10 protein-coding genes are annotated in these 12,013 nt (G+C 48.2%); all 10 read left to right on the top strand.

Annotated elements, in window-relative coordinates:
- Window positions 1-55 precede the first annotated feature (55 nt).
- The 10 genes from QUA80_RS10500 (at window position 56) to hypD (ending at window position 11,972) form a co-directional block, all read left to right on the top strand.
- Complete coding sequence (locus QUA80_RS10500; RefSeq protein ID WP_333423878.1) at window positions 56-547, top strand: hydrogenase maturation protease; 492 nt, start codon at window positions 56-58, stop codon at window positions 545-547.
- A gap of 90 nt (window positions 548-637) precedes the next feature.
- Window positions 638-979 carry a hydrogenase maturation nickel metallochaperone HypA gene (hypA, locus tag QUA80_RS10495; protein WP_333423876.1) on the top strand — a complete coding sequence of 114 codons (342 nt, stop codon included), beginning with the start codon at window positions 638-640 and terminating at the stop codon, window positions 977-979.
- A 1-nt stretch (window position 980) separates the two neighbouring features.
- Window positions 981-1,871 (top strand): hydrogenase nickel incorporation protein HypB, encoded by an 891-nt coding sequence (gene hypB, locus QUA80_RS10490; protein WP_333423875.1) that lies wholly within the window; start codon window positions 981-983, stop codon window positions 1,869-1,871.
- A gap of 12 nt (window positions 1,872-1,883) precedes the next feature.
- The gene (gene hypF / locus QUA80_RS10485) at window positions 1,884-4,331 is read left to right on the top strand and encodes a carbamoyltransferase HypF (protein ID WP_333423873.1); all 2,448 of its coding nucleotides are present in this window, start codon (window positions 1,884-1,886) and stop codon (window positions 4,329-4,331) included.
- A gap of 2 nt (window positions 4,332-4,333) precedes the next feature.
- The gene (locus QUA80_RS10480) at window positions 4,334-4,579 is read left to right on the top strand and encodes a HypC/HybG/HupF family hydrogenase formation chaperone (protein ID WP_333423913.1); all 246 of its coding nucleotides are present in this window, start codon (window positions 4,334-4,336) and stop codon (window positions 4,577-4,579) included.
- Between the two features lie 190 nt (window positions 4,580-4,769).
- Entirely contained in the window at window positions 4,770-4,940 is a 171-nt protein-coding gene (locus tag QUA80_RS10475; protein ID WP_333423871.1) for a hypothetical protein, read from the top strand.
- Window positions 4,941-5,008: 68 nt separating this feature from the next.
- Window positions 5,009-8,833 carry a pyruvate:ferredoxin (flavodoxin) oxidoreductase gene (gene nifJ / locus QUA80_RS10470; RefSeq protein WP_333423869.1) on the top strand — a complete coding sequence of 1,275 codons (3,825 nt, stop codon included), beginning with the start codon at window positions 5,009-5,011 and terminating at the stop codon, window positions 8,831-8,833.
- Between the two features lie 75 nt (window positions 8,834-8,908).
- A complete protein-coding gene (locus QUA80_RS10465) occupies window positions 8,909-9,922 on the top strand; it encodes a dihydroorotate dehydrogenase-like protein (RefSeq protein ID WP_333423867.1) in 1,014 nt (337 codons plus the stop codon).
- A gap of 41 nt (window positions 9,923-9,963) precedes the next feature.
- Window positions 9,964-10,641: a DUF305 domain-containing protein gene (locus QUA80_RS10460; protein WP_333423865.1), complete on the top strand. Its 678-nt coding sequence runs from the start codon at window positions 9,964-9,966 to the stop codon at window positions 10,639-10,641.
- A gap of 194 nt (window positions 10,642-10,835) precedes the next feature.
- Window positions 10,836-11,972 carry a hydrogenase formation protein HypD gene (gene hypD, locus QUA80_RS10455; RefSeq protein WP_333423863.1) on the top strand — a complete coding sequence of 379 codons (1,137 nt, stop codon included), beginning with the start codon at window positions 10,836-10,838 and terminating at the stop codon, window positions 11,970-11,972.
- The last annotated feature ends 41 nt before the right edge of the window (window positions 11,973-12,013 follow it).

Raw genomic sequence — 12,013 nt, 5'->3', positions numbered from 1 at the left:
ACTGCTTTAGAGAAGTCGGGAATCTGAACCGCTGAGCAAGCAAAGGAGGTAGTCTTTGAATATTACTGACACCCAAAAAATTAGCTATCTCATCATTGGCTATGGCAACACGATTCGGGGGGACGATGGAGCCGGTTATCAGGTTGCCGAAACTGTCGCGCAGTGGAATTTTAATCATGTGCGATCGCTTGCCGTACATCAGCTTACACCAGACTTAGCTGAAGCGATCGCCCAGGCTAAAACCGTCATTTTTGTCGATGCGGTTGCCACCTTATCAGAGGTCAAAATCGAACAACTTAGACCGAATTCGGCCACCAGCTTTACGGGACACTATGCCGCTCCGCGATCGATACTAGCTCTAACTTGTACCCTGTATAAAGCTATTCCTACTGCTTACCAAATTTTGATTCCAGCCGTTAACTTTTCCTTTACTGAAACCCTTTCTACCGTTACAAGAAAAAACGTTGACTTGGCTTTAGTAAAGATTAAACAACTGGTTTCTCAACAGAGCAGCAGAAGGATTACCACTTATGATAAAACCCTTTGAAAACAGAGTTTTAACCAACTCAAAAGGCGATTATCATGAAAAGTATTTGAGACTTCCCCTTTTCCTTTTCCCCTTCACTTCCTAATTGATATGCATGAAGTTGGCATTATGCAAAATACGTTAGATATTGCTCTGGAGTACGCGAAACGTGAGGGTGCAGCTCAAATTCACCGCATGACATTACGTATTGGTCAATTGTCGGGAGTGGAGCCAGAAGCTTTAGCCTTTGCGTTTGATGTTGTGACACGGGGAACCATTGCCGAACGCGCCCAACTCAGCATTGATTCCATTCCAGCCGTTTGCTATTGCCCAAATTGCCAACGTGAATTTCAACCTTCTGATTGGATTTACGAGTGTCCTGAGTGTCATCAATTCTGCACTGAAATCCGTCAGGGTAGAGAACTAGAACTTGCTTCGCTGGAGGTTTCTTAATATGTGTCAAGATTGTGGTTGCAGCCAGGTTGGAGAAGTTGCGATTGATGGGGTTGCACATCACGAACATTCCCACCTGCACGAATATTCTCATTCTCACGATCGCCAAAACGAGCATCAACAAAGAAAGGCAGAGGGCAGAGGGCAGATGGCAGAAGGAATATATTCCGATGCTGTTAGCGATCTGCATGAGCGATCGCACATTTCACACACCCTTGCCATTCATGAATCCCTGTTGTCGAAAAACGATCGCTTAGCAGAACGCAATCGAGGATATTTTCAGGCAAAAGGGGTGCTGGCACTCAACATTCTGTCCTCACCGGGTTCGGGGAAGACGGCACTGATTGAGCGCATGGTGCAGGATTTGAACATTCGCGTACTAACATCCCTGCAACACCCCTTACGGATCGGTGTGATTGTGGGTGATTTAGAAACAGACAATGATGCTCAACGCTTACGCCGTGCTGGTGCGCCAGCCGTACAAATCACCACGGGGAATGCGTGCCATCTAGAAGCAGATATGGTGTCACGGGCAATGCAAAAGCTCGATCTGGATGCCCTGGACGTGTTGATTATTGAAAATGTGGGTAACTTAGTCTGTCCGGCTAGCTATGACTTAGGCGAAGCGATGCGAGTTGTGTTGCTATCCGTGACGGAAGGAGAGGATAAACCTTTAAAGTATCCCACAATGTTCAAAACGGCCAATGTCGTTCTGATTAACAAAATCGACATTGCAGAAGCCGTGGGATTCGACAGAGAACGGGCTATTGCTAACATTCAGCGCGTCGCACCCCAAGCAACCCTCTTTGAAGTTTCTGCTCGAACTGGACAGGGAATGGAAGCCTGGTATAGCTACCTGGGAACTGCTATTCAACAGCCTATGCAGGTATAAGGAGAAGGGGCTATGGTGACGACAGCATCAGGATTTATACAACACTCAACCAAACGTCGGCAGCGCTTGGCTGTAGAAGGCATCGTGCAGGGAGTCGGCTTTCGCCCATTCGTTTACGGGTTGGCTAAAGACGTGGGAGTTGTGGGCTGGGTGAAAAATACCGATCGCGGAGTCTTAATCGACATTGAGGGTACTATCGAACAGCTTCAGATTTTTCAGAAACGCCTGGAGCAAGACAAACCGCATCATACATTTTTGCAGCACATAGAAACTCAGTGGATGAGCCTCGCAGGATACACCGATTTTGCAATTCGTCCATCAGATGCGGCTCATTCCTCAATCGCCACTCCTAAATCGGCACTGATTCTGCCCGATCTCGCAACCTGTCGGGCCTGTCTGCACGAAATTTTCGATCCTGCCAACCGTCGCTATCGCTATCCCTTCACCAACTGTACGCACTGCGGCCCTCGTTTCAGCATCTTGCGATCGCTTCCCTACGATCGCCCCAACACCACGATGCAGCGATTTCAGATGTGTCCGGAGTGCCGTGCAGAGTACGAAAACCCTCTGGATCGACGCTTTCACGCTCAACCAAACGCTTGCCCGATTTGTGGCCCCCATTTAGAACTTTGGGATCGTCAAGGTAAGACGTTAGCAAGCCATGATGAGGCACTGCTGCAAACGGCAAATGCTATTCGTCAGGGTAAAATTCTGGCAATTAAGGGATTAGGTGGATTTCATCTGGTTGTGGATGCTGGCAATGAGACTGCCGTGAGAACGCTCCGCGATCGCAAACGGCGACCTAATAAGCCGCTTGCGTTAATGTATCCTTCATTAGAGCTAATCCGCGAACACTGTCAGGTTTCTGAAGAAGAAGAAAAATTGCTGCGTTCTTCCGAAGCACCAATCGTTCTCCTTCAATCTAAAATCCCAAATCTCAAATCTACAATTGCTCCCTCCGTTGCTCCCGACAATCCCTATTTAGGGGTGATGCTACCGTACACGCCGTTGCATCATCTCTTGCTGTCAGAACTCGGTTTTCCGATTGTCGCGACGAGTGGAAATCGTTCTAGCGAACCGATTTGTACGGATGAATTGGATGCGCTGAATCGATTACAGAATATTGCCGATTTGTTCTTAGTTCACGATCGCCCGATCGCCCGTCCTGTTGACGATTCCATCGTGCGGGTGGTTGGCGAGGAACCCATCGTTCTGCGTCGTGCCAGAGGCTATGCTCCCTTTCCAATTACACCGCCATCGAAATCAACCTCTCATAATTCATCCATCATCCTTGCTGTTGGCACTCATCTAAAAAATACCGTTGCGCTGTATCTCAATCATCAAATTTTGATGAGCCAGCATCTCGGCGATCTCGATAATTTATCAACAATCGATCGCTTTCAAGAAGCGATTCACCATCTACTTAATATTTACGAGGTTCAGCCCACTGCGATCGCAACTGATGCCCATCCAGACTACTACTCGACTCAATTTGCCAATGCTTTGATTGAAGTGAAAGCAGAGAGCAAGCAGGCAACTGAACAGAAACGCTTTCCTTCTGCCCTCTGCCCTCTGCCCTCTGCCTTTCCTACTTCTACACCCGTAATTCCAGTGCAGCATCACTATGCTCATGTCCTATCTTGCATGGTGGACAATCAACTGGAACCTCCCGTGTTGGGAATTGCCTGGGATGGAACGGGTTATGGCTTAGACGGGACGATTTGGGGGGGCGAGTTTCTCAACATCCTAGCTAACGGATTTGAACGAACGGCTCATCTGCGATCGTTCCCATTACCTGGAGGAGAACAGGCAGTCAAAGAGCCTCGACGATGCGCTTTGGGATTGCTCTACGAATGCTTTGGAAATCGGGCGTTTGAAATGTTGGAGTTAGCCCCTCTGCAAGCCTTCTCGGAGCAAGAACTTAAAGTATTGCAAACCATCTTGCAACGAGGGTTGAATACTCCAAAAACGTCGAGTGCCGGACGCTTGTTTGATGCGATCGCTGCCTTGTTGGGGTTGTGTCAGCAAGCGAGTTTTGAAGGGCAAGCTGCGATGCAACTGGAGTTTGCAGCTAATGGCTTCAAGACGCATGAAGCTTATCCGCATGAGTTGCTGTGTCCTGCATACTCTCCTATGATTCTCGATTATTCACCGATGCTCAATGCCATTCTCGATGACATTCACGAGCAGATTTCTCCAGAAATCGTTGCGGCAAAGTTTCACAACACGTTAATTGAGGGAATGGTAGCGATCGCTAACCGAGTCGGTGTTGAACAAATTGTGTTAACGGGCGGTTGTTTTCAAAATCGTTATTTACTAGAACGTGCGATCGCTCAACTCAAAACAGAAGGTTTCTCAATTTATTGGCATCACCGAATTCCAACCAATGACGGAGGCATTGCGGCTGGACAAATTATGGCGGCGTTACGAGCTTTGCAAAATCAATCAGGAGGGGCGTGAAAATGTGTCTTGCTGTACCGGGTAAAGTTATCAGTATCGAGGAAAATTCAGAGCGCGATGGTAACTCCTCGCTCTGGCGCACAGGTAAAGTCAGCTTTGGCGGCATTATCAAAGAAGTTAGCCTCGCCTATGTGCCAGAGGTAAAACTTGGGGATTACGTCATCGTGCATGTGGGTTTTGCGCTCAGTATTGTTGACTCTGAAGAAGCAGAACAAACTTTAACTTATTTGAATCAGTTTCAAGTTTAACCATCGCCAGTTAATATAATTCCAATAAAACAACAAGATTGTTGTTTTGTTGACTTTTTATGAAGAGATTATTTGTCGATCACATACAGTTAAGAAAAGTAAATTTTAGTGTTAATCAAAAGAGTATACTTTGTAAGTGTGATAACTTATTAGTATAAGATAAAATTTCACATTTAAAAAAGTAAAGAACATGGTTATCAAATACTTAGACCAAACTTTCTTAGGTTTCCAACAATACATTCAGCACTCTGCCACAGGTAGGCTATTGGGGATAGCCGCCGCACCTCTGTACGCACATCCAGCAGACCAATGGATTATTCGTACATTGCTCACCCTACACGAGCGAAGTTTATCGATATAGGTGCAAGATGTCAGCTTGCCAAGAACGAACAAACTGAACGTCTGTAATCCCAAAAAGAGGAGTAGACAATGCTATTAAAAACTTTTGTCACGATAGACGGTAACGAAGCTGTTGCTCGCGTTGCCTACCGACTCAGTGAAGTTATCGCAATTTATCCTATTACACCGGCTTCAACGATGGGGGAATGGGCGGATGCCTGGTCATCTGCCGAACAGCCTAACGTGTGGGGAACTGTTCCCTCGGTTGTGGAAATGCAAAGTGAGGCAGGCGCAGCCGGAACGGTTCATGGAGCATTGCAGGCGGGAACGTTAACCACAACGTTTACGGCTTCCCAAGGCTTGCTGCTGATGATTCCCAATTTATACAAGATTGCGGGTGAACTAACGTCTGCGGTGATTCACATTGCAGCGCGATCGCTAGCGGCACAGGGACTTTCGATTTTTGGCGATCACAGTGATGTAATGGCAGTCCGAGGAACGGGTTGCGCGTTGCTTTGTTCAGCCTCGGTGCAAGAGGCACAAGATTTAGCGGCGATCGCCACTCGTGCCACACTGGAATCTCGTATTCCATTCCTCCACTTCTTCGATGGTTTCCGCACGTCCCACGAAATTCAAAAAGTAGAACTGCTATCGGATGACGAGTTACGCGCTTTCATTCCGAATGAACTGATTTTGGCGCACCGCGATCGCGCCTTGACACCCGATCGCCCAGTGATTCGCGGTACAGCTCAAAATCCGGACGTTTATTTCCAAGCGCGGGAAACGGTCAACCGATTCTACAACGCCTGTCCCGCTATCGTACAGCAGGCGATGGATGAATTCGCACAACTAACAGGGAGACAGTATCAACTCTACGAATACTACGGCGATCCAGCAGCGGAACAAGTCATTGTATTGATGGGTTCGGGCTGCGAAACCGTGCATGAAACGGTGGATTACCTGAGTGCTCGCGGTGCAAAAGTAGGTGTACTGAAAGTTCGCTTGTACAGACCATTTGATGGTAGTCGATTGGTTGCTGCACTGCCCGAAAGTGTGAAAGCGATCGCCGTACTCGATCGCGCCAAAGAACCAGGCAGCACGGGTGAACCATTATATCTTGATGTCCTGAGTGCGCTAGTTGAAAGCAACCGTCAGGATATTCAGGTAGTCGGAGGTCGTTACGGTCTATCGTCTAAAGAATTCACCCCTGCAATGGTGAAGGCTGTCTTTGATAATCTGACGGCTGGCCAAAGAAAGGCAGAGGGCAGAGGGCAGAGGGCAGAAGGGATTTATCCGGATGCCAAAGGCACGCGCAATCTTTCGACTGATAAGGAGGAGGGGTCTGAATCCCCTTCGGAGCAGAACCTTCTGCCTTCTGCCTCCGATCCTCTGCCTTCCCTTCAACAGCCACTAAATCATTTCACTGTTGGCATTTACGATGATGTCACCCATACATCATTAAACTACGATCCCAGCTTCTCCACTGAACCCGATAACGTAGTACGAGCCATTTTCTATGGTTTGGGTGCCGATGGGACAGTGGGCGCAAATAAGAACTCGATCAAAATCATTGGCGAAGAAACAGACAATTATGCTCAGGGTTACTTCGTCTATGATTCCAAGAAATCTGGTTCTGTTACGGTTTCCCATTTGCGTTTTGGTCCAGAACTAATTCGTTCAACTTACCTCGTTAGCAGTGCGAATTTTGTCGCTTGCCACCAATGGGAATTTGTCGAGAAATTCGATCTGCTGGATGCTGCAAAACCGGAAGCTATCTTTTTGCTCAACAGTCCCTACAATCCAGAAGAAACCTGGATGCGGTTACCAGAGCGTCTGAAGGCGCAAATTGTTGAGAAGCAGTTGAAGTTCTACGTCATTAACGCTTCTCAGGTGGCACGCGAGACGGGCATGAGCAGGCACATCAACACCGTGATGCAGGTTTGTTTCTTTGCCATTGCAGGCGTGTTGCCCCGTGAAGAAGCGATCGAGCGTATCAAGCAATCGATCCGCAAGACTTACGGCAAGAAGGGTGAGGCGATTGTGGAAATGAACTTGAAAGCGGTCGATCGCACCCTGGATAATCTATACGAAGTGGATTATCAGAGTTATCAACAATCCGCTATTTCCAATCAGGTAGGAGAAGCGCCCTCCCCAGTTCCCGATACTGCCCCAGCCTTTGTTCGAGACGTACTCGGCAAGATGATGGCACGGCAGGGAGACGATCTTCCAGTGAGTGCGTTGCCGATTGATGGCACTTATCCCAGCGGTACCTCGAAATGGGAGAAGCGCAACATTGCCCAGGAAATTCCAGTGTGGGATGCAGATGTGTGCGTGCAGTGCGGCAAATGCGTCATGATGTGTCCCCATGCCGTGATCCGCTCCAAAGTGTATGAACCCGAAGCACTCGCCAATGCACCGGAAACGTTTAAGAGTGCGAATGCCAAAGACCATGACTGGACGAATCTGAAATTTACGATCCAGGTGGCGGCTGAAGACTGCACGGGTTGCGGGATTTGTGTCGATGTTTGTCCGGCAAAGAACAGAGCCGAACCCAGGAAGAAAGCAATTAACATGGCTCCCCAGTTACCCTTGCGAGAACAGGAACGGGAAAACTGGGACTTCTTCCTCAACTTACCGAACCCCGATCGCACCCAACTGAAATTGCACAAGATTGCTCAGCAGCAGATGCAGGAACCGTTGTTTGAGTTCTCCGGTGCCTGTGCGGGTTGTGGTGAAACGCCCTACGTCAAACTGGTATCGCAACTGTTTGGCGATCGGATGTTAGTGGCGAATGCGACCGGATGCTCATCTATCTATGGTGGTAACTTACCGACAACCCCTTGGACGCACAATGCCGAAGGTCGCGGGCCGGCATGGTCAAACTCGCTATTTGAAGATAATGCAGAATTTGGCTTGGGCTTCCGAGTTGCCATCGACAAGCAAATGGAATATGCCAGAGAACTCCTGCAAGAGCTATCGAGCAGTATGAATGGCAGTTCCCCAATTCCGGTTGACTTAGCATCCGCCATTCTCAATGCAGAACAAAAGGACGAAGCCGATATCGTCGAGCAACGCGAACGGGTAGCTATCCTCAAGCAACGCTTAGAGGAATGGTGCAATCAGTTAGAGGGAGAGCAAAATCTAAAATCTAAAATTCAAACTCTAAAATCCCTCGCCGATTACCTAGTCAAAAAGAGCGTCTGGCTGATTGGTGGTGACGGTTGGGCCTATGACATCGGCTATGGTGGACTCGATCACGTCATTGCTAGTGGTCGCAATGTCAACATTCTGGTGCTGGATACAGAAGTGTATTCCAATACAGGTGGACAGATGTCCAAAGCCACACCCAGAGGTGCGGTTGCGAAGTTTGCCGCCGGAGGTAAGCCTGCACCCAAGAAAGATTTAGGACTCATGGCAATGACGTATGGCAATGTCTATGTTGCCAGTGTCGCGATGGGAGCGCGGGATGAACACACGCTCAAAGCGTTCCTGGAAGCGGAATCTTACAATGGGCCTTCGTTAATCATTGCCTACTCGCACTGCATTGCTCACGGCATTGATATGGCAACGGGAATGCAGCAGCAAAAAGCGGCAGTCGAATCGGGGCGGTGGTTGCTCTACCGTTACGATCCGCGTCGGACCCAACGGGGTGAAAATCCGCTGATTTTGGATTCGCGATCGCCCAAGATATCGGTTGAGCAGGCGATGTACAGCGAAAACCGCTTCCTGATGCTAACTCGCACTAAACCAGAAGATGCGAAACGGTTAGTAGAACTCGCTCAAGCGGATGTCAATACTCGTTGGCAAATGTATCAGTATCTGGCTGCACAGCACCTGGGCCAACCCAACGGACATCCCAACGGAAACTCTGTTCCTTCCAACAGTGACAAAAAGTCCGAACCTGCAAACCAGTAAACACTATTGTAGGGGCGCACAACCGTGCGCCCTGAAATTGGGTATTGTTCTCAGGCATCGTAAGAAGGAGAAATCATGAATTTAACCACAACTTATATGGGATTGGAATTGCGATCGCCCCTGGTGGTTGGTGCAGCCGCTCCTCTAACCGAAGATATCGATAATATCAAACGAATGGAAGATGCTGGAGCTGCTGCCGTCGTCCTGCACTCCCTCTTCGAGGAGCAAATTGAGCAGGAAATGTTCACAATGCACCACCATCTGCAACAGGGTACCGAAAGCTATCCTGAATCACTGACCTACTTTCCTGAACCCGAAATTTTTCACGTTGGTTCTGAGCTTTATCTAGAGCATATTCGCAAAGCCAAAGAGAGAGTGAATATTCCCATCATTGCCAGTCTCAACGGCTCGACTCTAGGAGGTTGGACAAACTACGCCCGTCAAATTGAGCAAGCTGGAGCAGATGCACTAGAACTCAACATCTACTACATTCCTACCGAAATTCATCTAACAGGTGAAGCGATCGAGCGGCAATACTTGGATATTCTCAAGGCAGTGAAAGCGGTTGTGACAATTCCGGTAGCCGTAAAACTCAGCCCTTATTTCACCAATTTAGCGAATATGGCGCATCAGTTGACGAGGGAAGGAGCAGATGCGCTGGTGTTATTCAATCGCTTTTACCAGCCGGACATTGATGTGGAAGAACTGGAAGTCAAACCCAACGTTCTTCTGAGCACTCCTCAAGCGATGCGTTTGCCGATGCGGTGGATTGCCATCTTGTATGGGCGCATTGCTGCTGATTTAGCGGCAACTAGCGGCATTCAGAAAGGGGTTGATGTGGTGCGAATGCTAATGGCAGGAGCAAAAGTGACAATGATTGTGAGTGCTCTGCTGCGGCATGGGATTAACCATCTCCAGGAGATTGAACAGGAACTACGGCAGTGGATGCAAGAACATGATTACGCTTCTATCAGTGAACTCTACGGTACTATGAGCCAGCGTTACTGCCCGAATCCGAGCGAATTTGAGCGAGTGCAATACATGAAAGCGATTCAAACTTACACCCCTCAACAACCAGTGACCTCATAGTCATCCGGTATCACTTTGAAAAATAGCAACGAGGTAGAAAAATGAATAAAAAATCTTTGATTTATGGTCTTGGTGGTTTATTATTCAGTAGTGCCTTTGCAAGTTTTTTAGTCATTAACAGTACACAAGCTCAGACTCAATTTTCACAACAAAATACTCTTGCCCAGACACAACAAAACCCGCCAGGTTTAAAACACCCTTTACACCATCCCCAAGGGTGTTCAACTGCTACTCCTTCCGGTATGGGCATGATGTCTCAACAACAAGCCGAGCAGCATTTTATCCTGATGATGATTCCTCACCATCAAGGAGCAGTGGATATGGCAAACCTTGCCTTAAGCAAAGCTAAGCATCAGGAAATTAAAAAGCTAGCTGAAGCTATTAAAACAAACCAAAACCGAGAAATCGAGCAGATGAAAGCTTGGTATAAACAGTGGTATGGCACTGAGGTACCTGCTTCATCAGGAAGGGGAATGATGTCCATGTGTTCGGGTGGGGGCATGATGAGGGCGGATTTAGAATCTCTAAAAAATGCTCCTAACTTTGACAAAGCATTTATTGAGCAGATGATTCCCCATCACAAAATGGCGGTGATGATGGCTGGAATGGTTCTAGATAGTAAGCATCCTGAAATTCGCAATCTGGCGAAATCCATCATCCAAAATCAAAGTACTGAAATCGAGCAGATGCAGCAATGGTATCAGACTTGGTTCCAATAGTTTTCCAGCTTGCTTGATGCAATTCAAGCTACACAAAAGCAACTTTGCCCATCAGATTAACGCGAAAGGAGAAACTGTAAGGAGCCAGAACGAATTGAGGATGCTGCTGTTGGCGAAGAAGGTGTCTAGAGCGGTTGTCGCTTTAATGCTTTTGCACCTGAATGGATACACTAGGTTGAGCAGGATGAGAACGGATGAAATTTGTTGACGAATATCGAGATGCCCAACTGGCTCAGCAGTATGCTGACGCGATCGCCTCCATCGCCACCCGTCCCTGGAGCATCATGGAAATCTGTGGAGGACAAACTCACTCAATTGTTAAATTTGGCATTGATACTCTTTTACCCAAAACAATCACCTTAATTCATGGCCCGGGGTGTCCCGTATGCGTCACATCGGCTGAGATTATTGATGAAGCGATCGCACTAGCTGCCCTACCGAACGTTATCTTTTGCTCCTTTGGAGATATGCTGCGCGTACCGGGATCGGCGATTAGCGATGCCGCTTCTACTCCCTCCGATTTACTCACAGTAAAAGCATCGGGTGGCGATGTCCGCATGGTTTATTCTCCATTGGATGCGCTGAAAATCGCCCAAAACAATCCTCAGAAGCAAGTTGTATTTTTTGCAGTTGGGTTTGAAACAACCGCCCCAGCAACCGCAATGGTAGTATACCAAGCGTACCAACAGGGCGTGACCAACTTTTCACTGCTGGTGTCTCATGTGCTTGTTCCTCCAGCAATGGAAGCGATTTTATCCTCTCCAACGTGCCAGGTGCAGGGCTTTCTGGCAGCAGGGCACGTTTGTACGGTAATGGGGTATCGAGAGTATGAAGCGATCGCGCCCAAGTATCGCGTTCCAATTGTAGTCACAGGATTTGAACCTATTGACATTTTGCAAGGAATATACTTGTGCATCAAACAACTGGAAGAAGGCACAGCAGAAGTTGAAAATCAGTATGCGCGATCGGTTCGCAGACAGGGCAATGAAGCAGCACAGCATCTCATGGAGGAAGTGTTTGAAGTTGTCCCTCGCTGCTGGCGTGGCTTGGGTGAGATTTCTCAAAGCGGGTTAGGACTGCGCGAACACTATGCCGCCTTCGATGTTCACAACAAAGGACTCCTCCCTATCTCGCCATCTCCCCATCTCCCCATTTCCTCCGAATGCATCAGCGGACTCATCCTTCAAGGCATCCGTAAACCTCATGATTGTCCAGCATTTGGCACTCGCTGTACTCCCGAACATCCCTTAGGGGCACCGATGGTTTCTTCAGAAGGAGCCTGTGCTGCCTACTACCGCTATCGGCAGCGATCGCCAGTAACCATCAGGTAAGGCAGAGGGCAGATGGCAGAGGGCAGAAGGAAAGAAAGAAG

Source organism: Microcoleus sp. F4-D5 (assembly GCF_036704885.1).
Lineage (GTDB): Bacteria > Cyanobacteriota > Cyanobacteriia > Cyanobacteriales > Microcoleaceae > Microcoleus.
The sequence above is the reverse complement of the archived record's forward strand: the minus strand, read 5'-3'. Positions and strand labels throughout refer to the sequence as shown.